Genomic DNA, 21604 nt, shown 5'->3' on the forward strand with positions numbered 1-21604 from the left:
ACTACATATAAAATTATGGCATGTACAAGTTGTTCAACTTCTGATGGTGGTGCACCTAAGGGTTGTAAAAATAATGGGACTTGCGGCACCGATAGCTGCAACAAATTAACGGTTTTCGACTGGCTTTCTAACATGAGTTTACCTAATGGCGAAGCTCCTTTTGACTGTGTTGAAGTACGTTTTAAAAACGGAAGAAAAGAGTTTTACCGTAATACTGAAAAGTTGACTTTAAGCATGGGAGACATTGTAGCCACGGTTGCTTCTCCAGGTCACGATATAGGAATTGTTACCCTGACAGGGGAATTGGTCCGAATCCAAATGAAGAAAAAAGGAGTAAATCCTACCAGCAACGAAGTTCCAAAAATCTACAGAAAAGCATCTCAAAAAGATATTGACATTTGGTCAACTGCTCGCGATAAAGAAGAACCTATGAAAGTTAGAGCGCGTGAATTAGCGATTGCTCAAAAACTGGAAATGAAAATTTCCGATATTGAATTTCAAGGTGACGGTTCCAAAGCCACTTTTTATTATACGGCAAACGATCGAATTGATTTTCGTGCTTTAATTAAAGATTTTGCGAAAGAATTCAGTACCAGAATCGAGATGAAACAAGTAGGTTTCCGTCAGGAAGCGGCGCGTTTAGGCGGAATTGGTTCTTGCGGAAGAGAATTATGCTGCTCTACTTGGCTAACCGATTTCAGGAGTGTAAACACCTCCGCAGCCCGCTACCAACAATTGTCTCTGAATCCACAAAAACTAGCTGGGCAATGCGGTAAATTAAAATGCTGCCTGAACTATGAGTTAGATACTTATATGGATGCTTTGAAAGGATTTCCTGATTTTGAAACAAAATTGGTAACTGAAAAAGGAGATGCAATTTGTCAAAAACAAGACATTTTCAAAGGATTAATGTGGTTTGCATACACTAACAATTTTGCTAATTGGCATGTCTTGAAGATTGAACAGGTGAAAGAAATAATTGCTGAAAACAAGTTGAAAAACAAAGTTTCATCATTGGAAGATTTTGCTATTGAAATTGTCGTGGAGCCAGAAAAAAACTTCAACAATGCTATGGGTCAAGAGAGTTTAACACGATTTGACCAACCAAAAGCAAAGAAAAAACATCCTAAAAAACGCAAACCTGCAGGAGAAAATTTAATTGTGGCAAATAACAACAATAATAAGCCTGCAAATAACAACCGACAAAATCCTGTTGACAAAAACACCGCTGACAAAAAACCAGTAATTGCAAGGAAACCTATAATTATCACTAAAAATGAGCCTAAAAAATAGCGCTTTATTGCTTTTGGTTACATTACTTCTTTTTTCATGCGATAAGAAAAGAGTTTTTGATGAATACAAATCTGTCGGGAGTGCTTGGCATAAAGACAGTATTGTAACCTTCGATCTGCCTGAATTAGATTCAACTAAACGATATAATTTATTCGTCAATTTGAGAGATAACAACAATTATAAATACAATAATCTGTTTTTAATTGTTGCTATTGAAAGTCCTAATGGCTTTACAAAAGTGGACACTTTGGAATACCAAATGGCAAATCCGGATGGATCACTGCTTGGCGATGGATTTTCAGACATTAAAGAAAGTAAACTCTTTTACAAAGAAAATGAAAAGTTTAAAGGAAAATATAAAGTTCATATCAAACAGGCGGTTCGGGAAACTGGAAAAGTTCCTGGTGTAATGCTTTTAGATGGGATTACAGAAGTGGGTTTTAGAATAGAAAAAAAAGATTAAAATAGTATTATGGCTGTCAAAAAAAACAACAATCAGACTAAAAATATAGAGAAAGACACAACCTATTACAAAAAGAAATTTTGGAAAATCTTCTTTTACGGATTAGGTGCCATTGGTTTGTTTTTCTTATTTGCATCATGGGGACTTTTGGGCTCGATGCCTTCTTTTGAAGATTTAGAAAACCCAGATTCCAATTTAGCCACAGAAATCATCTCTTCTGACGGAGTGGTCTTGGGAAAATATTTCGAAAAAAACAGATCTCAATTAAAGTATTCAGATTTACCCCAAAATCTGGTTCAAGCTTTAGTGGCAACAGAAGACGCTCGTTTTTATGAACATTCAGGGGTGGACGGCAGAGGGACTTTAAGAGCCATTGCAAGTTTAGGAACAAGTGGTGGAGCGAGTACATTAACGCAACAACTTGCTAAACAATTATTTCATGGGGAAGGTTCTAAATTTTTACCTTTTAGAATAGTTCAAAAAGTAAAAGAATGGATCATCGCCATTCGTCTGGAAAGACAATACACTAAAAACGAGATAATTGCAATGTATTGTAACGTTTATGATTTTGGGAACAATTCTGTAGGGGTTAGTTCTGCAGCAAAAACCTATTTTTCAAAAGAACCTAAGGATTTATCCATTGACGAATCAGCAATATTAGTTGGAATGTTTAAAAACTCTGGACTATATAATCCGGTTAGAAATCCAGAAGGGGTGAAAAATCGCAGAAATGTGGTGCTCTTGCAAATGGAGAAAGGAAATATCATTACAGAAGATCAAAAAGTAAAATTACAAAGTTTACCTATCACTTTGCATTTTAAATTAGAAACCCATAAAGAAGGAACCGCTACTTATTTTAGAGAATATTTGCGTGATTATCTGAAAAAATGGGCTGAAGAAAATAAAAAACCAGATGGTTCTGATTACGATGTCTACAAAGATGGTTTAAAAATCTACACTACCATAGATTCAAGAATGCAATTGCATGCTGAAGAAGCTGTTGCTGCTCATATGGCAAACCTTCAAGAAGAGTTTTTTATTCAATCAAAGGGAAATAAAAATGCACCATTTGTTAATATTTCTACTAAAGAAACGCAGCGCATTCTTAATCAAGCGATGAAATCTTCGCATCGTTGGGAGGTTATGAAATCACAAGATAAAAGTGATGAAGAAATTATAAAATCTTTCGACGAAAAAACAAAAATGACTGTTTTTTCTTGGAAAGGAGAAAGAGATACGATCATGACTCCCATGGATTCTATTCGTTATTACAAACATTTTCTGCAGTCTGGACTTATGGCTATGGAACCACAAACGGGAAATATCAAAGCTTGGGTTGGAGGAATTAACTACAAATATTTTCAGTACGACCACGTAGGACAAGGCGCAAGACAAGTTGGTTCCACATTCAAACCATTTGTTTATGCTACAGCTATCGAACAATTGAATATGTCTCCTTGTGATTCCATTATAGATTCACCTTTTACAATTCCTGTGGGACGTCATCATGTTACAGAATCTTGGACACCAAAAAATTCGGATAACAGATACCGAGGGATGGTTACTTTAAAAAGAGCTTTAGCTAATTCCATAAATACAATTTCAGCAAAATTAATGGACAAAGTAGGCCCTGAAGCTGTGGTAGAACTAACACACAAATTAGGCGTAAAGTCAAATATTCCCGTACAACCATCTATAGCTTTAGGAGCGGTTGAAATCACAGTTGAAGATATGGTTGCGGCTTATAGCACTTTTGCTAACCAAGGTGTGTACACAAAACCACAATTTCTAAGTCGAATAGAAGATAAAAGTGGTACTATAATTTACGAGCCTATTCCTGAATCACATGATGTTTTAAATAAAGACATTGCATTCGCAGTGATAAAATTACTCGAAGGAGTAACCGAAGGCGGATCCGGAGACCGTTTGCGTACAACCTACGGAGGTAGCGGAGATAATCGTTGGACCGGTTATCCATATCAATTCAAAAATCCAATTGCAGGTAAAACAGGTACTACTCAAAACCAGTCCGATGGTTGGTTTATGGGAATGGTTCCTAATCTTGTAACCGGTGTCTGGGTAGGTTGCGAAGATCGTTCTGCGCGATTCAAAAGTATTACTTACGGACAAGGAGCAACTGCAGCATTACCGGTTTGGGCTTATTTCATGAAACTCTGCTATGCTGATCCAGGTCTTAAAGTCTCTAAAGAAGATTTCAACAGACCTCCGAATCTATCCATAAAAGTAGATTGTTATTCCGCCCCAAAAGTAAAAGACACTACTGATATTCAACAAAGCACTGACGAATTCGAATTGTAATTAATCTCGTAATTTCATCAAAAATAAAAATTAGGAGCTATTTCCAGCTGTACACTATATCTTTTTATCTTTTCTCGTTTTGACAACGAGACAAGATAAAAAGGATGCCGTTTCCATCTGGGCTAAAAAAAACATATGATTAACAAAAGAGTAAATAACGTTCAAGACGCACTTCACGGGATTGAAAACGGCATGACTATTATGTTAGGTGGTTTTGGATTATGCGGTATTCCAGAAAACTGCATCACTGAGTTAGTAAAAAAAGAAACCAATAATCTTACTTGTATTTCAAACAATGCGGGTGTAGATGATTTTGGTCTTGGTTTGCTTTTGCAAAAGCGTCAAATCAAAAAAATGATTTCCTCTTATGTAGGAGAAAATGCTGAATTCGAACGCCAAATGCTTTCTGGAGAACTAGAAGTTGACCTTATACCACAAGGAACATTAGCAGAACGTTGCCGTGCAGCGCAAGCTGGAATTCCTGCTTTTTTTACCCCTGCAGGTTACGGAACCGAAGTAGCAGCCGGTAAGGAAGTTAGGGAATTCAATGGAAAAATGCACATTATGGAACATGCATTCAATGCTGATTTTGCTATTGTGAAAGCATGGAAAGGAGATACAGCAGGAAACCTAATCTTCAAAGGAACCGCCAGAAACTTCAATCCTTGTATGTCAGGTGCAGCCAAAATAACGGTTGCCGAAGTAGAAGAATTAGTTGAAGCAGGAACACTTGACCCCAACCAAATTCATATTCCTGGAATTTTTGTACAGCGCATTTTTCAAGGAGAGAAATACGAAAAGAGAATCGAGCAACGTACAACCAGAAAAAGAGAATAATCATGGCATTAGACAAAATAGGAATAGCAAAACGTATTGCACAAGAATTGAAAGACCGTTATTTCGTGAATCTAGGAATCGGAATTCCAACTTTAGTAGCCAATTATATTCCAGAAGGAATTGACGTTGAATTTCAAAGCGAAAATGGCGTTCTGGGAATGGGTGCATTCCCATTTGAAGGAGAAGAAGACGCTGACATTATCAATGCTGGAAAACAAACCATAACAACCCTACCCGGTGCTAGCTTCTTTGATTCTGCAATGAGTTTCGGAATGATTCGTGGGCAACATGTCGATTTAACTATTCTTGGAGCGATGGAAGTTTCGGAAAATGGCGACATCGCTAACTGGAAAATCCCCGGTAAAATGGTTAAAGGTATGGGAGGCGCGATGGATTTAGTGGCTTCCGCCGAGAATATTATCGTTGCGATGATGCATGTCAACAAGGCTGGAGAGTCAAAAATTCTCAAAAAATGTACACTTCCGTTAACAGGTGTTGGCTGTGTTAAAAAGGTAGTTACAGAATTAGCCGTAATGGAAATAACACCCAAAGGATTCAAACTTTTAGAACGTGCGCCAGGAGTAACCGTAGAACATATAATTGCTTCCACTGAAGCAAATTTAATAATTGAAGGCGAAATTCCTGAAATGATTATTGGTTAAAACAAACTATTTTTAACTTTCAATACACTAAAAAAATGCATCCTATAAACGGATGCATTTTTTTTGCTTTACAATTTTTTAGAATTTACGCCCTTAATCGCGGTTTAAACAAATACAAAATTCTCAGTATTTTATAGGTATAGGTAATAAAATATAGAATTATTTAACAAAAAATGACCTTTGTGTTATTTTTTTATTAAATTCGTCGCCAGAACTAACCAAAACCACAAATACATGAAAACAAAATTACTTGGAAAAATTGCCTTGTTTGCATCCGTTTCTTTTCTTGCATTAGAAGCAAACGCACAAGATGCAGGTAAAAACGTAAAGCAAAAAATTACTGACGAAAGAGGGAAACCTTCGTTAATCGTTTTTAATGAGAAATCTACCTATAAATCTTCAGATTCTCAAAAAGCATTCACAGAACAATTAGGATTAAAGGTTATCTCCAATTTCTCTAAAACAAAATCAGAAACAGACAAATTAGGTTTTTCGCATGACAAATTCCAATTGTACCATGAAGGAATAAAAGTAGAATTTTCTACTTATACACTTCACTCCAAATTTGGAAAATTAGCATCAATGAGTGGTGATTTTTATTCATTGGATAAAGTAAATACCAAACCTGTTTTATCGAAAGAACAAGCGTTCAGCCGCGCCTTGCAACAAATTGGCGCTAAAAAATATCTTTGGGATTCAGCAGAAGATGCTACAGCAATGAACTACCAAAAACCAACTGGAGAGTTAGTTTTACTTCCTATGTTAGATGGTCCAACTTCAAAGTTAAAAGACAACAACTTACGTTTGGCTTATAAATTTGATATTTATGCTTCACTACCACTAAGTCGTGGCGACGTGTATATTGATGCTGTTACAGGCGAGGTATTACTCTACAATGCAATTATCAAACATCTTGGTGAATATAGCAACGGCAGCCATGCAACTATTGCGGAAATGTCAAAAGGAAAAGCGAGCACTGTTGCTTTCGTTGCTGCTAATGCTGCAACACGTTATAGTGGAACTCAATCCATTCAAACTACATTAAGTGGTTCATCTTATATTTTATCTGATGCGACCCGTGGTTTAGGAGTTCAAACCTATAATTCGGCGAGAACAGCTACCTATCCTACAACTAATTTTACCGATGTAGATAATAACTGGACCGCTACGGAATTTAATAATACAAATAAAGATAACGGAGCTTTAGATGCACATTGGGGCGCCGAAAAAACATACGACTATTTTTCAACTAAACATGGTCGTAATAGTTATGATAATGCCGGAGCAAAAATAAAAAGTTATGTCCATTATAACTTAATTGCGGCTGGATATCCAGACAATAATAATGCTTTTTGGAACGGTTCTGTAATGACCTATGGAGATGGTAGCGGAACTGGTGGATTTGACATATTGACAGCATTAGATGTTGCCGGTCACGAAATTGGTCACGCCGTTTGTAGCAATACTGCCAACTTAACTTACTTAAATGAGTCGGGTGCAATGAATGAAGGATTTTCAGATATCTGGGGAGCTTGTATTGAGTTTTCAGCAGCACCAACGAAATCAACTTGGTTAATTGGCGAAGATATCGAAAGAAGAACAGGACATTTGTCATTACGTTCTATGAGCGATCCTAATGTTGAAGGACAACCAGATACCTACAAAGGTACATATTGGTATACAGGAACTGCAGATTCAGGGGGTGTACATACTAATAGTGGAGTATTAAATCACTGGTTCTATATTTTATCTATTGGTAAATCAGGGACAAATGATATCGGAAGCGCATATAATGTAACCGGGATTACAATAGCTACAGCCGAAAAAATAGCTTATCGTTTAGAAAGCGTTTACTTGACCGCAAGTTCTACTTATGCTAATGCAAGAACATATGGTATTCAATCAGCAGTCGACTTATTTGGAGCTGGTTCTGCTGAAGTAATTGCTACTACAAATGCATTTTATGCCGTAGGGGTTGGTGCCGCATATGCTGGATCAGCTGATACTGTCGCGCCATCTACACCAGCTAGTTTAGCAGCTTCAGGAACTACTTCAACAACAACAAACTTATCCTGGACAGCTTCTACTGATAATGTAGCAGTTACAGGATATAATGTTTATCAAGGGGCTACTTTAAAAGCCACAGTTACAGGAACTACTTATGCTGTTTCAGGATTAACTGCTGCTACAGCTTACACTTTCTCTGTAAAAGCAAAAGATGCTGCCGGTAATTTATCTGCTGCAAGTAATGTAGTAAATGTTACAACATCAGGAACTACAGTAACGTATTGCGTTTCAAAAGGAAGTAATGCAACGTCTGAATATATCGACTATGTTGGTTTAGGTGGAATTGCTAATACAAGTGGTGCAAATGCAGGATACGGAAACTTTACAGCTTTGTCAGGAAATGTACCTTATGGTTCAAATACCATTTTATTTAGCGCAGGTTTTAGTGGCTCAGCATATACTGAGTATTGGAAAATCTGGATTGACTATAACAAAAACGGTGTTTTTGAAACTGCCGAACAAATCGTTTCTGGATCTTCTTCTAGCAGCGCTAACCTAACAGCGACATTTACAGTTCCTACAACGGCTTTGGCAGGAGCAACAAGAATGAGAGTTTCTATGAAATACAATGCAGCTCAAACTGCTTGTGAAACTTTTTCTTATGGAGAAGTAGAAGACTATTCTGTAAATATTGGAGGTGCGGCTATCACAGCATTTAATACAAGTTTTGCAGGTGATTTGGGTAACGAAAATAACATTTTTGATTACACGATGTCCCCAAACCCAGCTAACGAATTCTTAAATGTAAAAATGGCAGACAGCAGAAGTGCTTCTTTTAGAGTTATCAATTACTTAGGCCAACAAGTTGAGTCAGGTAAAATTTCTGAAAATGCCATCAATGTCAGCAAACTAGGCGCCGGAGTTTATCTTTTAGAAGTAAGCGATGGTCAAAAAAGAATAACTAAGAAATTTATCAAAAAATAATTATTCTCTTTTTTAAATGAAAAAGGGGTTGTCTTAAAAAGGCGACCCCTTTTCTTATATAAGGATGTCTTGACACACCTGACCTAACGCCACTTTATTTATAAAAAATCCTTTTATTTTGCATTAAATAAAAAATAAAAACAGTTTTTCATAACATAGTATGTGTTTTTTGTTAAATTTGAAAAATTAATTTTTTTAATTTAACGAATCAAAACTAACCAAAACCCCAAATTAATGACAACAAAACTACTCGGAAAAATTGCAGTACTAGCTAGCGTTTCTATTTTTGCCTTTGAAGCAAATGCGCAAGATGCTAACAAAAATGTGAAACAAAAATTCACAGATGAAAGAGGAAAACCATCCTTAATCACCTTTAATGAAAAATCAACTTATAAATCTACTGATTCTCAAACCGCATTCGTAGAACTATTAGGTTTAAAAAACAATTCTAATTTTTCTAAAACAAAATCAGAAACAGACAAATTAGGAATCTCACACGAAAAATTTCAATTATTTCACCAAGGAGTAAAAGTGGAATTTTCAACTTACACGCTTCACTCGAAATCTGGGAAACTTGAATCTATGAGCGGAGAGTTCTATCAATTAGACAATGTTAATACACGTCCTTCTTTATCAAAGGAACAAGCATTTAATCGTGCATTACAACAAATTGGAGCTTCAAAATATCTTTGGGATTCGCCAGCTGAAGCTAAAATTAACGACTATCAAAAACCTGCAGGGGAATTAGTATTGCTTCCGCTTACAGATGAAGATAACAACGGTAAAAAAACGGAGCAACTTCGTTTAGCTTACAAATTTGATATCTATGCGACAAGTCCTTTAAGCCGTGGAGACATCTATGTTGATGCAGTAACTGGAGTAACTTTATTATACAATGCAACAATTAAACATTTAGGGGAATTCAGCAACGGATCAAAACCATCAGTTGACAAAAAAATAGAAAATAAAACTCTGGCAACAGCTTTTGTAGCGGCTAATGCTGACACACGTTACAGCGGAACGCAATCCATTCAAACTTCTCTTAGCGGAGCATCATACATTTTATCTGATGCAACTCGTGGAAGCGGAGTTATGACTTACAACATGAAAAAAGGAACGAGCTACACTGCAGCTGTTAATTTCACTGACGTAGACAACAACTGGACTGCCGCTGAATATAACAATGTAAACAAGGATAATGGAGCATTAGACGCGCATTGGGGAGCTGAAAAAACATATGACTACTTTTCTCTTATTCACGGAAGAAACAGTTACAACAACGCTGGAGCAGCTATAAAAAGCTACGTTCACTATAGCTCAGCTTACAATAATGCATACTGGAATGGAAGTGTGATGACTTACGGTGATGGTTCTGGAACTGGTGGTTTTGATATCTTGACCTCAATTGATGTAGCTGGACACGAAATAGGCCATGCTGTTTGTACAAATACTGCAAACTTAGCATATCAAAAAGAATCTGGAGCAATGAATGAAGCGCTTTCCGATATTTGGGGAGCATGTATCGAATATTTTGCAGCACCAAACAAACAACGTTGGTTAATTGGTGAAGATATCGAAAGAAGAGCAGGACACTTATCTTTACGTTCTATGAGTAATCCTAAAAGTGAAGGACAACCTGACACTTACGGTGGAACGAATTGGACAAGCCAAACTAAATGCCGACCAACTTCTAACAATGATCAATGTGGTGTTCATAACAATAGCGGTGTTTTAAATCACTGGTTCTATATCTTAACCGAAGGTAAGACAGGAACAAATGACCTAGGAAGTTCTTACAGCATAACAGGGATTGGAATTGATAAAGCAGCTAAAATAACTTACCGTATGGAAAGTGTTTACATGACGTCAAGCTCTACTTATGCAAATGCAAGAACATACGGAATTCAAGCTGCTACAGACTTATATGGCGCTGGATCTCTAGAGGTGATTGCAACGACTAATGCATTTTACGCAGTAGGAGTTGGAACAGCTTACGTTTCAACAGCTAAAATAGCGTTTGCTAAAACTGCAACAACTGCAACAGCTACTGAAGCATTTGTATTGTATCCAAATCCAACTTCAGAAGTATTGAATGTTTCTGTAAAAGAAAATAAAGTAAGCTCATACAAAATTTTCAATTCTCTAGGATTCCAGATTCAAACTGGAAAAACTTCTGGTGGTGAAATCAATGTAAGCAACCTAAGCAAAGGAATCTATTTCTTCGAATTAAACAATGGTCAAGACACTGTCGTTAAATCATTTATTAAGAAATAATCTTTTTTAAATAAGTTCAAAAGAAAGCCTCACAATCATGTGAGGCTTTTTTTATGTTGATTTGAAACGAAGTATATTACAATACAATTAAGTTGATCTAACTTATACCGTTTAACCTTTCTACATTAAAATGCATGACAGCTAACTTTAACTATGTACAAGTTTCTTTTCATCGTAGAAAGAATATGAAATTACCTTCTTAACTTTTTTGTCAATAAAAAAAGGAGATAACAAAATCCAAACAACATTAAAAGAATAAACATTTGCCAAGCAAAGAGACCTATTGAAAATTCATTAAAACTTTTATCCATTGGGAAATATATTTATACCATTTTGAATTTATATGGAACCAAATAATAGTAGTTTTTTAAAAAAACCAAGTCGCCACAAAAATTGCTGTGATTACACAAATCAAATCTACTATAAGCATCGTTCCTAGTGCATAACGAGTATTTTTAATATTTACAGAACCAAAATAAACTGCTATCACATAAAAAGTACTTTCGGCACTGCATTGAAAAATACTGCTTAATCTCGCCGTTAAAGAATCGGCTCCAAAAGTGTTCATCGAATCAATCAAAAATCCTCTTGATCCTGCAGAACTAAAGGGACGAAGTAAAGCGACCGGTAATGCATTTGTAATTTCCTTACTTACTCCCATATTCGAAAAAATGAGAGCAATCCAATTGCTAATAATTTCAAATAAACCACTGTTTCTAAATAATGAAATAGCAACCAACATTCCCAATACATAAGGAAAAATAGTCACTCCGGTTTTCACCCCATTATTGGCTCCCACGACAAAACTTTCAAAAACTGTAGTAGATGCTTCAGTAAATTTTTTCTCATGAATAAACGAAAAGATCAAGGTAAAGGCAATTATTCCAATTAATATTAAAGCAGAAAGATTAGAGGTGAAATAGTTTTTTCCAATTAAATCCAAATGATTGACATACATCAATAAACCAACAATTGCAGCTATTAGTGTAATCAATACAATCACCAAAGAAGCGCTTTTGAAATTGATTTTTTGTTTGATTCCAACAATTAAAAAGGCTGCAATCGTACCGATAAAAGAAGTGATAATACAAGGCAACATCACATCCGCAGGATTGCTTGCATTAGCTGCGGCACGATATCCTATAATAGAAGTAGCGATTAAAGTAAGACCCGAAGCATGCAAACACAGGAACATAATTTGTGCGTCACTGGCCTTGTCTTTATCTGGATTTATTTCTTGCAAACTCTCCATGGCTTTTAGACCAAAAGGAGTTGCGGCAGAATCTAAGCCCAGAAAATTAGCAGCAAAGTTTAAGGTCATATAGGATATCGACGGATGGTCTTTGGGAATACTTGGGAACACTTTTACAAAAACAGGGCTCAATGCTTTGGCCAACTTTCCAGAAGCTCCGGAAATGATTAAAAGTTCCATTAATCCACAGAAAAAAGCCAAGTAAGCCATCAGCGGAAGGATTAATTCTAGTAAAGTACTTTTACAAGTGGGCAATAAACCATCTGATTTTTGAACACCACTATATATTTTTACAGTTTTGTTTTTATAAACATAAGTCGTATCCGCATTTAGCGTATCACGATTGATAATCATGGTTTGTTCCGGAGCTTTTTTGATGCTGTCTTTAATATAGGCAGGAAGTTGTTCTGCGAATTTCTCCGAAATTAGAATTGGATCATCTTTCTTTCCATTCAAAACGTGGTCAATAGTATAACTGTCTCCAGAGAACAAACTAAACACTACAAATACAATTGCTGAAATAAAAATGACCAACCAAAATCTACTCAATACCATAATTTATAATTTTTGTAAATGTAATTATTTATTAATAAACCCAATCAGGGTTTTGAACTGGTTGCACAGTTTAAACGTGAATAATCTCTTCCTCAATCAACAAATCCTCTCTTCGCAATCGAAGGAAAATCTGCGCCACCGCAATGGTATCTTTTTCACAATAGGTTACAATCCTGTCAATGTCTTTATCTACATAAAATACATGTCCCACCTGACTGCCATCGATATCTCCTTTTGGAGAAGGAATCCCAAGTACTTTACACATTAACTTTAAAGAGGTATAGTGCTTATAATCCCCAAATTTCCATAGTTCCAACGTATCTAAATGCGGGATTTCCCATGGTTTTTTTCCAAATAGGTTTAACTTATTGGGAATAGCAATTTGGTTAATAATCATTCTTCTTGCAATGAATGGAATATCAAATTCTTTAGCATTATGGCCACACAAAACATGTTGCGGTTGGTTGAAATGAGTGTTTAATAAATTATTGAAATCTTGGAGAATTTTCTTTTCTTCTCCAAAAAAAGAAGTAACCCTGAAATTCCGAATATCGCCTTTGATCGTGAAAAAACCCACAGATATACAAACAATTTTTCCAAACTCAGCCCAAATCCCGGCACGGTCATAAAAATCCTCGGGAGTATATTCGTCTTTGCGCTGGTACTGGGTTTTGTGTTCCCAGAGATCTTTCATCTCAGAATCTAATGCATTGAAATCTTCTGCTTCCGGAACAGTTTCTATATCTAGGAACAGAATGTTATTGAGGTTTATTTTTTCTATCATCAGCTAGATTTGTTAGATTTTTTGACTTCTTAGATTTTTAGATTAAATACAAAAAACTAAATTAGTAAACTTGATCGATTTTTTTGACTCTAAGGCAATCTAAATTTCTAAAAATCAAAGAAATCTAATGTATCTAACCCTCTAAAAATCTAAGAAGTCTATTTTTAAAAAAGACTTTGCTGCATGGTTGGATTTTCGTGTTCCAATAACCATTTTTTGCGCCACAAACCTCCAGCATAACCTGTCAATGAACCATCAGTTCCTATGACTCTGTGACAAGGAACAACAATCCATAATGGATTTTTCCCATTTGCGGATGCTACTGCTCGAATGGCTTTGACGTCTCCTAATTTTTTAGATAAATCCATGTAAGACATCGTTTTTCCGAATGGAATTTCCAGTAATCCTTTCCAGACTTTTTGTTGAAAATCAGTCCCTTTTGGATTTAATTTAAAATCGAAATCACTTCTTTTTCCTTCGAAATAATCGTTAAGTTGCGAGACAGCATGCTGCAAAATTGTTGAAATTGTTTTTGAAATTTCGCCTTCATCAGAAACTGAAATTACCGAAATTCCATTTTCATCCCCAATGATTGTAGCGATTCCTAAAGGCGTTTTGATGTAAGCTGTTTCCATAAAGTAAAAATGAACTACAAAGTAAACAAAGTTTTGACAAAACTTGAATTTATGGATCTAAAAAAAACCATTCGCAGTTACGAATGGTTTTTGTTTTTTAGCCCTGATGGAAGTGACATCCTTTTCTTGTCTCGTTTTTTAACGAGGCAAGAAAAGATATAACGGACAGCAGGAATAGCTCCAGAAACTGAAACAAGTTCCGTATAATTATTTTAAATTACTGTAAATGTACGCTTCCAATCCTTTTAACTCCTCGTCAGACATCTCCTCGGTAAGTGCAAAATTAGTTTTCATCACTTCGTACTGACTAGGATCAACTAATGGCTCCGCATCCTCTTTCAGGAAGGCGACGATATTACCATTTTTTTCTTTATATATTTTCGCAATGTTCTGAAGGCTTGGACCAATTAATTTTTTATCTGCTTGATGACAGGCAACACAATTTCCTTTCCCTTCAAAAATTTCCTTTCCCAGTTCCTCAGGAGCTTGAGTTGTTTCTTCTACCGAAGTTGGATATAAAGGTTCCTTTTTAGCTTCTTCTTTCTTGCAGGAAATCAGGAGTAGTAAGGCGAATAAAAAAAGTATTTTTTTACTCCTGTTTTTATTATTTATTTTCTGGTATTCGTGAATCTTTGATTTCATATTTATTTATTTAAAAGTATCGCAGCTTCTTTGGCAAAATAAGTCGAAATCAAACTTGCACCTGCTCTTTTGATACACATTAATTGCTCCATCATAATTTTATCGTGATCTAGCCAGCCTCTTTCGGCAGCGGCTTTAATCATTGCATATTCACCCGAAACATGATAAACGGTTACCGGAACATTTACCGCATTTTTGACTTCGCGAACGATGTCTAAATAAGCTATTCCTGGTTTTACCATGACCATATCAGCACCTTCTTCTACGTCCCATAACGCTTCTTTGATCGCTTCTATTCGATTGGCATAATCCATTTGGTAGGTTTTCTTGTCTTTTGGGATTTCAGTTGCGTCAACAGGAGCGCTATCAAGTGCATCACGGAACGGTCCGTAAAAAGCTGACGCATATTTAGCCGAATAGCTCATGATACCTACGTTATGAAAACCGGCAGCGTCCAGACCTTCCCGCAAACGCAATACGCGTCCGTCCATCATGTCCGATGGCGCTACAAAATCGGCGCCGGCTTGCGCATGAGAAACGGCCATTTTCACCAAAGCATCATTCGTCGAATCGTTTTCTATATCACCGTTTGCAATAATTCCGTCATGACCATAGATGGAATATGGGTCTAAAGCCACATCAGGCATTACAATCATTTCCGGACAAGCGGCTTTGATGGCACGAATGGCGTTTTGCATCAATCCGTTTGGATTCCACGCTTCCAGTCCTGTATTGTCTTTTAAATTTTCGCTGACTTTTACATAAAGATTCACCGCACGAATTCCCAATGCAAATATTTCTTTGACTTCTTCGACGGTTAAATCTATCGAACGACGGTAAATGCCAACCATAGAAGGAATTTCTACTTTTACGTTTTCACCTTCTGTAATAAACATGGGAAACATAAAGTCCGCTGGACTTAAACTAGTTTCACGAACTAAACTTCTTATAGATTCGTTCGTTCTTAATCTTCTGCCTCTGTGTAATGGGAACATATATTTTTGTTTAAAGTTTCAGGTTTAAAAGTTTAAAGTTAAACCCATTTAAAAATTTAAAATTCAGAATTTAAAATAAATCTAAAGCCAATCTCTTGGATTTTCTAATACGTTTACTAATTTTTCTTCTTCGCTTCCCGCTTCTGCGTGATGGTCGTATACCCATTGCACATGCGGCGGTAAACTCATCAGGATACTTTCAATCCTTCCGTTTGTTTTTAGTCCAAATAAAGTGCCTTTATCATGAACCAAATTGAATTCTACATAACGACCGCGACGGATTTCCTGCCACGTTCTATTTTCTGCCGTATAAGGCAAATCTTTTCTTTTTTCTACAATTGAAACGTACGCTTCGAGGAAACTATTCCCCACTTCTGAAACGAAATTAAACCAGTTCTCCATAGTCATTGCCTCAGTTGCTTTACAATAATCGAAAAACAATCCGCCAATTCCGCGTGCTTCATTTCTGTGTGCATTCCAGAAATACGCATCGCATTGTTTCTTGTATTTTGGATAAAACTCCGGATTGTGTTTGTCACAGGCGGTTTTACACGTTTGGTGAAAATGAATGGCATCTTCTTCAAACAAATAATATGGTGTTAAATCCTGTCCACCACCAAACCATTGCTGGATTACATTTCCGTTGTCATCGTACATTTCGAAATAACGCCAGTTCGCATGAACCGTCGGTACCAATGGGTTTTTTGGATGCAATACCAAACTCAGTCCGCAGGCAAAAAAATCAGCTTCACCTACATTGAACATCTTTTGCATGGCTTCGGGTAATTTCCCGTGAACTGCCGAAATATTTACTCCCCCTTTTTCGAAAACTTTTCCGTTCTCCATCACGCGGGTTCTTCCGCCTCCTCCTTCCGGACGTTCCCAAAGGTCTTCGCGGAATTTGGCTTGACCTTCAACTGCTTCTAATCCTTTACAGATTTGGTCTTGAAGGTTTTGTATGTATTGATAGAATTTATTTTTCATTCGTATGTTCATATAATTCCATATCTAATGGAGCTTCATCAGTGGGAGTAAATTCATTTAGCAACGTTTTTTTCCAAATAAAATTAGAATTTTCAGCAACTTTCACACTCCCAAAATTCGTTTTATGAGCAATAATTTGAAGTGTTTTTAAATCTAATTCATTGTAAGCAAAATCTGAAATGGCTTTAACTGCTTTTGTAACCAGACCTTTTCCTTCAAAATTACTTCCGATGCAATAAGCGAGTTCACCAATTCTTTTTGTCCAATCAATCTTTTTAATGATAATCAATCCTATGATTTTTTGGGAATCTGTTTCTCTAATGGCAAAGGTGAAATTTACTTTTTGTTGAATTTCTCTTTCTTTAATTTCAATATATTCTGCTGATTTTTCTATTGTTGCGTTACAAGAAAGTGTAAGCGGAAAAAACCTGCGAAATCGTTCCGCATTGTTAATTATGAACAGATGCAACTCATTGGCATCTGAAGATTTCAATTTATCAATAATGAAATTTTCGGAGGTTATCATCTATAAATTTGTTTTTGCAGCCGCTATTTTACTATTGATTCCAAATGAAAACACTTTGCTTTCCTGTTGGATATAATTATAAATGACAATCGATTTTTCAGAAAAATTAAACTGCTTCTCTTTTGAAAAGACAATCAAAAAATCAGCAAATTGCTCTAATTGATTCCAATCTAAATGGCAACGCAACAAATGCGTAATTAAATCCACTTCATTTAAATCAATCAGACTTTGAATATTTAATCCAAAATCTTTCAATTGCTCTTCTATGTTTATTTTATCTTCAAAATCCCAAAACTTAGGCACAAAGACGATGGAAAGCAATGTTTTCAACACATTGTCTATTCGAATACTTTCCTGGTCTCGTAATCCTTTGTTTAGCATTTCTATGAAATCTTATTGATTGTACTCTTTTACTGCATCGATAAATGCTTTCGCGTGATCCACAGGAATATTTGGTAAAATTCCGTGACCTAAATTCACTATATATTTGTCTTTTCCGAATTCGTCAATCATTTCATGAACCATTTTTTTGATGGTAGGAATTGGAGACAACAATCTTGACGGGTCAAAATTTCCTTGTAACGTGATGTTCCCTCCTGACAAGTATCTTGCATTTCTTGGAGAACAAGTCCAGTCAACACCAAGAGCCGAAGCTCTACTTTTACCCATTTCGCCAAGCGCAAACCAACATCCTTTTCCGAAAACAATAACCGGTGCATCATCAGCCAATGCTTCAATGATTTGGTTAATGTATTTCCAAGAGAATTCCTGATAATCCACTGGAGACAACATTCCGCCCCAAGAGTCAAAAATTTGAACGGCATTTACTCCCGCTTTTACTTTTTCTTTTAGGTATAAAATAGTGGTATCAGTGATTTTTTGCAATAAAACATGAGCTGCTTCTGGATGTTGGAAACAAAATCCCTTGGCCATATCAAAACTTTTAGAACCTTTCCCTTCCACTGCATAACACATAATTGTCCAAGGTGAACCTGCGAAACCAATTAATGGCACCTCATCATTAAGCATTTCTTTGGTCAATTTGATAGCGTCAAAAACGTACCCTAATGTTTCATTTACATCTGGAACAATTACTCTCTCCACATCCTGAATCGTACGAATAGGATTTGGTAAAAACGGACCAAAATTTTCTTTCATCAAAACTTCAATTCCCATTGCTTGTGGAATTACCAAAATATCCGAAAACAAAATCGCAGCATCCGGAGCAATTCTTCGTATTGGTTGTACGGTGATTTCAGCAGCTAATTCTGGCGTTTGACAACGGGTGAAAAAATCATATTTATCACGCAAAGCGATGAATTCCGGCAAATATCTTCCTGCTTGACGCATCATCCAAACTGGTGGACGTTGTACAGTTTCTCCTTTTAGTGCTCTTAAAAATAGGTCGTTCTTAATCATGTATTTAAATTTTTAGCAGATTGCTAGATGCTTTCCGTTTTATAATATTCAATAACTTCCTCAATCACCTCTTCGATAGTTGGTGTTTCGGCAATTACTATGTTTTTGATTTTCTTTGTTTCTAATACTGATGCTGTAGTAGTGCCTACGCAAAAACAAACTTCATTCTTAATTTTATTGTTTGTCAAATAACTTTCAACGGCAGATGGGCTAAAAAATAAAATTCCGTCAAAGTTTTCCTGGTCTGATATTTTGAAAGGTGCAAGTGTTGTTTGATAAACTTCGATTTCGTTAAAAGTTATTCCTGCGCTTTTTAATGCTTCTGGCAATGTTTCTTTACGCAAATTTCCGCTTAAAAAAGTATAGCTTTCCTTATTATAAATCAAAGTGATTATTTCGGCTAATTCAGATGCGTAATCTAAATAAACATCAACTGTAAAGCCATGTAATTCTAGTAATTCCTTGGTTTTAATCCCTACACAAAAAACAGGTTTAGTCTTTAAAACTTCCCAACCGTTTTGTTCTATTAAACTTAAAACAGCATTTTGGCTACTAAAAATCAAGTTGTTGTTGATTGTATTAAGGTCAAAAAGGTTGTTTTTAATTTCAATGAAATCCTGTTCTAAAAGATCAAAATTAGCATCAAGAAATACTTGCCTTTGTTCTTCCGACAATGTTTTGGTGGATAAAATGCTTGTTTGGCTCATTATTTCTTCAAATTATTTTTAATTTCTATCATCAATTTTGTTCCGCCATTTTCTAAAATTTCCTGAGCAGATATAAATCCTAATTTTTTCCATTCTTGCAACGGAACGGTTTTTTCTATTTCAATTTTTTGCTTTCCGTCTATCGAGAAAAGTACCCCTTTGAATAGTATATCATCTTCAATAAATACTGCCAAAGCCCCAATAGGTGCTGTACAACCGCCTTCTAATGTTTTTAGAAATTGTCTTTCAATATGCGTACACACCTCGGTTTCAATATCATTCAATTCAGAAACCGCATCTCTACAAAAATCATCGTTTGCCATAGCAACAATGACCATTGCGCCTTGAGCGGGCGCTGGAATCATCCAATCCAAATCAATATAATTAGAAGGTTTCAAGTTGATTCTTTCCAATCCTGCTGCCGCAAAAACAGCTCCGTTCCAATCGCTTTCCTGCAATTTCTGCAATCTCGTATTGACGTTTCCACGCAAATCAACTACATTTTGATTGGGGTATTTGTTCAGCCATTGTGCCTGACGGCGCAAACTACCTGTGGCAATTGTACCTTCTCCATTAAGAAAATCAAGGTTTCCCTTGTGTACCAAAATATCCAACGTATTCGCTCTTTCCAGAACGGCAGCCTGCACAATTCCTATTGGCAAGGCGGTAGGAACATCTTTCATGGAATGCACTGCAATATCGACCTGACCGTTAATCATAGCGATATCGAGGGTTTTAGTGAAAATTCCTGTGATTCCTAATTCGTAGAGTGGTTTGTCGAGAATGATATCTCCTTGCGATTTTACCGCTACAATTTCGGTTTTATAACCTAAATCGTTAAGTTTTTTTTCAACAGTGTGGGCTTGCCAAAGTGCGAGTTCACTATCTCGAGTTCCTATGCGTATTGTTTTATTCATTATCTTGTGGTAGCTCCTATTTTGAAAACTTTTTCAATCCATTCTATACTTTCGTCTACCATAGTATCATCATCTTTCAAATGATTGGCAAAGTGAGTTGTTATTTTTTGGATAATTCTGGCACTGATGATTTCAGCCTGTTCTTCATTAAAATTTGAAATCTTTCTACTTTGGAAATCCAATTCGGATGTTTTTATCGCATTCAATTTTGCTTTCAAAGCATTAATGGTTGGAGCAAACTTTCTTCCTTTTGTCCAAATATTAAATTCTTCTTTTATTTCTTCGATAATAGCTTCTGCTGCAGGAATATGTTTTTTTCTGTTTTCTAAAGTTTCATCTGTCATTTGAGACAAATAATCCATGTGAATCAGGGTAACTCCCTCTAAATCCAGAACATCTTCATTTACATTTTTTGGAATGGATAAATCCAAAATAAGCAATGGTTTTTTCAGATTCAGAATCGCTTTGTCAATAGTTGGATTTTGAGCACCGGTAGCAACAACAACAACATCTGCTTTTTGCAATTCCAGATGCAGTTCTGAATAATCTTTTACAATTAAATTCAGTTTCCCAGCTAACTTTTCTGCTTTATCTTTAGTTCTGTTGATCAAAGTGATGTGCTCATTTTTAGTATGTTTTACTAAATTTTCGCAGGTGTTTCTACCAATTTTTCCAGTACCAAATAATAGAATATTTTTGTTTCCAATGTCTTCTACATTCTTGATAATATATTGCACCGAAGCAAAAGAAACCGAAGTGGCTCCAGAACTAATTTCAGTATCTGTTTTTATCTTTTTGCTGGCTTGGATCACTGCATTCACCAATCTTTCCATAAAGGCATTGGCCAAACCAAAAGATTTTGACTGGATAAAACTGGTTTTTATTTGAGAAATAATTTCGAAATCACCTAGAATCTGACTGTCTAAACCAGTTCCTACACGAAACATATGACTAATTGCTTCTTGGTTTTTATAGACAAACCCTACTTTCTGAAATTCTTCAACAGAGCCTTGACTATTCTCACAAATTAATTTAATTAATTGAAATGGATGCTCCGCGTAACCGTAAATTTCAGTACGGTTGCAGGTAGAAGTTACGATTAAGCTCTCTATTCCTTCAGTCTTAGCTTGTTCGAGTAAACGGGTTTTTGCAGTAGCATCTAAACTAAATTTACCTCTAATCTCAGCATCTGCTTTTTTATAGCTCAATCCAACGGAGTAAAAATAATGATGCTTTGATGTGTTATTGTTTTCCATATTTGCACTTTTCAAGAAAGTGAAACAAAATTAGAACTATCATATGTATAAAAGTAACGCTAGAAGTACTTTTTGTATCGCTATGTGATTTTT

The 21604-nt window shown here is 35.9% G+C and carries 20 protein-coding genes; 8 read left to right on the plus strand and 12 right to left on the minus strand.

Annotated features, from left to right (window positions below; translation table 11 throughout):
- Nucleotides 1-15 precede the first annotated feature (15 nt).
- From ACFX5F_RS09190 to ACFX5F_RS09220, 7 genes are all read left to right on the plus strand, one after another.
- Nucleotides 16-1293, plus strand: coding sequence for a PSP1 domain-containing protein (locus tag ACFX5F_RS09190; RefSeq protein ID WP_379851766.1), 1278 nt, complete (start codon nt 16-18; stop codon nt 1291-1293).
- Complete coding sequence (locus tag ACFX5F_RS09195; RefSeq protein WP_379851767.1) at nt 1277-1756, plus strand: gliding motility lipoprotein GldH; 480 nt, start codon at nt 1277-1279, stop codon at nt 1754-1756. The genes ACFX5F_RS09190 and ACFX5F_RS09195 overlap by 17 nt, the downstream gene beginning before the upstream one ends.
- 9 nt (nt 1757-1765) lie before the next feature.
- Nucleotides 1766-4075 carry a penicillin-binding protein 1A gene (locus tag ACFX5F_RS09200; protein WP_379851768.1) on the plus strand — a complete coding sequence of 770 codons (2310 nt, stop codon included), beginning with the start codon at nt 1766-1768 and terminating at the stop codon, nt 4073-4075.
- Between the two features lie 135 nt (nt 4076-4210).
- Nucleotides 4211-4912: a CoA transferase subunit A gene (locus tag ACFX5F_RS09205; RefSeq protein ID WP_379851769.1), complete on the plus strand. Its 702-nt coding sequence runs from the start codon at nt 4211-4213 to the stop codon at nt 4910-4912.
- Between the two features lie 2 nt (nt 4913-4914).
- Entirely contained in the window at nt 4915-5574 is a 660-nt protein-coding gene (locus ACFX5F_RS09210) for a CoA transferase subunit B (protein WP_379851770.1), read from the plus strand.
- Nucleotides 5575-5808: 234 nt separating this feature from the next.
- A complete protein-coding gene (locus ACFX5F_RS09215; RefSeq protein WP_379851771.1) occupies nt 5809-8565 on the plus strand; it encodes a M4 family metallopeptidase in 2757 nt (918 codons plus the stop codon).
- A 234-nt stretch (nt 8566-8799) separates the two neighbouring features.
- Nucleotides 8800-10839 (plus strand): M4 family metallopeptidase, encoded by a 2040-nt coding sequence (locus tag ACFX5F_RS09220; protein ID WP_379851772.1) that lies wholly within the window; start codon nt 8800-8802, stop codon nt 10837-10839.
- A 367-nt stretch (nt 10840-11206) separates the two neighbouring features.
- Here ACFX5F_RS09220 and ACFX5F_RS09225 read toward each other — a convergent pair whose 3' ends face one another.
- The 3 genes from ACFX5F_RS09225 to ACFX5F_RS09235 all read right to left on the minus strand — a co-directional run bounded on the left by ACFX5F_RS09225 (nt 11207) and on the right by ACFX5F_RS09235 (nt 14065).
- The gene (locus ACFX5F_RS09225; protein WP_379851773.1) at nt 11207-12646 is read right to left on the minus strand and encodes a nucleoside recognition domain-containing protein; all 1440 of its coding nucleotides are present in this window, start codon (nt 12644-12646) and stop codon (nt 11207-11209) included.
- A 70-nt stretch (nt 12647-12716) separates the two neighbouring features.
- Entirely contained in the window at nt 12717-13430 is a 714-nt protein-coding gene (locus tag ACFX5F_RS09230; RefSeq protein ID WP_379851774.1) for a 3'-5' exonuclease, read from the minus strand.
- Nucleotides 13431-13594: 164 nt separating this feature from the next.
- Nucleotides 13595-14065 carry a methylated-DNA--[protein]-cysteine S-methyltransferase gene (locus tag ACFX5F_RS09235; RefSeq protein WP_379851775.1) on the minus strand — a complete coding sequence of 157 codons (471 nt, stop codon included), beginning with the start codon at nt 14063-14065 and terminating at the stop codon, nt 13595-13597.
- Between the two features lie 9 nt (nt 14066-14074).
- Here ACFX5F_RS09235 and ACFX5F_RS09240 point away from each other — a divergent pair, with 9 nt between their 5' ends.
- Complete coding sequence (locus tag ACFX5F_RS09240) at nt 14075-14227, plus strand: hypothetical protein (protein ID WP_379851776.1); 153 nt, start codon at nt 14075-14077, stop codon at nt 14225-14227.
- Between the two features lie 45 nt (nt 14228-14272).
- Here ACFX5F_RS09240 and ACFX5F_RS09245 read toward each other — a convergent pair whose 3' ends face one another.
- From ACFX5F_RS09245 to hemA, 9 genes are all read right to left on the minus strand, one after another.
- A complete protein-coding gene (locus tag ACFX5F_RS09245; RefSeq protein ID WP_379851777.1) occupies nt 14273-14707 on the minus strand; it encodes a c-type cytochrome in 435 nt (144 codons plus the stop codon).
- Nucleotides 14708-14709: 2 nt separating this feature from the next.
- Complete coding sequence (gene hemB / locus ACFX5F_RS09250; protein WP_379851778.1) at nt 14710-15702, minus strand: porphobilinogen synthase; 993 nt, start codon at nt 15700-15702, stop codon at nt 14710-14712.
- Between the two features lie 81 nt (nt 15703-15783).
- Complete coding sequence (hemF, locus tag ACFX5F_RS09255; RefSeq protein WP_379851779.1) at nt 15784-16686, minus strand: oxygen-dependent coproporphyrinogen oxidase; 903 nt, start codon at nt 16684-16686, stop codon at nt 15784-15786.
- The gene (locus ACFX5F_RS09260; protein ID WP_379851780.1) at nt 16676-17212 is read right to left on the minus strand and encodes a GNAT family N-acetyltransferase; all 537 of its coding nucleotides are present in this window, start codon (nt 17210-17212) and stop codon (nt 16676-16678) included. Before ACFX5F_RS09260 ends, hemF begins: the two co-directional genes overlap by 11 nt.
- On the minus strand, nt 17213-17593 hold the full coding sequence (locus tag ACFX5F_RS09265) for a hypothetical protein (RefSeq protein ID WP_379851781.1): 381 nt from the start codon (nt 17591-17593) through the stop codon (nt 17213-17215).
- Nucleotides 17594-17605: 12 nt separating this feature from the next.
- Complete coding sequence (gene hemE / locus ACFX5F_RS09270) at nt 17606-18631, minus strand: uroporphyrinogen decarboxylase (RefSeq protein WP_379851782.1); 1026 nt, start codon at nt 18629-18631, stop codon at nt 17606-17608.
- Between the two features lie 23 nt (nt 18632-18654).
- Complete coding sequence (locus ACFX5F_RS09275; RefSeq protein ID WP_379851783.1) at nt 18655-19338, minus strand: uroporphyrinogen-III synthase; 684 nt, start codon at nt 19336-19338, stop codon at nt 18655-18657.
- Entirely contained in the window at nt 19338-20255 is a 918-nt protein-coding gene (gene hemC, locus ACFX5F_RS09280) for a hydroxymethylbilane synthase (RefSeq protein ID WP_379851784.1), read from the minus strand. Before hemC ends, ACFX5F_RS09275 begins: the two co-directional genes overlap by 1 nt.
- The gene (gene hemA / locus ACFX5F_RS09285; RefSeq protein WP_379851785.1) at nt 20255-21511 is read right to left on the minus strand and encodes a glutamyl-tRNA reductase; all 1257 of its coding nucleotides are present in this window, start codon (nt 21509-21511) and stop codon (nt 20255-20257) included. Before hemA ends, hemC begins: the two co-directional genes overlap by 1 nt.
- Between the last annotated feature and the right edge of the window lie 93 nt (nt 21512-21604).

It is taken from the genome of Flavobacterium zhoui, from assembly GCF_042787235.1.
Lineage (GTDB): Bacteria > Bacteroidota > Bacteroidia > Flavobacteriales > Flavobacteriaceae > Flavobacterium > Flavobacterium zhoui.